The 401-nt window shown below is 53.1% G+C and carries 1 rRNA gene; it reads left to right on the top strand.

Going from position 1 to position 401, the window contains the following annotated elements:
* Positions 1 to 175: 175 nt before the first annotated feature.
* Positions 176 to 288 (top strand): 5S ribosomal RNA (gene rrf / locus PuT2_RS15660).
* The last annotated feature ends 113 nt before the right edge of the window (positions 289 to 401 follow it).

A 401-nucleotide genomic window follows, 5' to 3' on the forward strand; every position in this document is an offset into this window, starting at 1 on the left:
CCCCAGCGCAGCAACAGCACCGCAAAACAACGCAACCCCCAGAACATCAAACGATGTTCAACGTGTAAAGCACCCAACATACTTCACCGTGTGTGAGCGCCTCAAGGCCCCACACGTTGCTTCTTCCCCGATTGGCCCAGGCTGGCCCAAGAATCAGCCCAGGCAACAAGTTACGCTTGACGACCATAGCGAGGTGGTCCCACCCCTTCCCATCCCGAACAGGACCGTGAAACACCTCTGCGCCGATGATAGTTGATTAACGTCTGTGAAAGTAGGTCATCGTCAGGCTTTTATTCTAAAACGCCCCGCAAATAACTTTGCGGGGCGTTTTTCTTTGTGCGATACAGTCGCGAAACGCGATTCCCCAGTAATATGCCACTATGTCGTTGAATCGAGCAGGA

This window comes from Pusillimonas sp. T2 (assembly GCF_002236805.1).
Classification (GTDB): Bacteria; Pseudomonadota; Gammaproteobacteria; order Burkholderiales; family Burkholderiaceae_B; genus Neopusillimonas.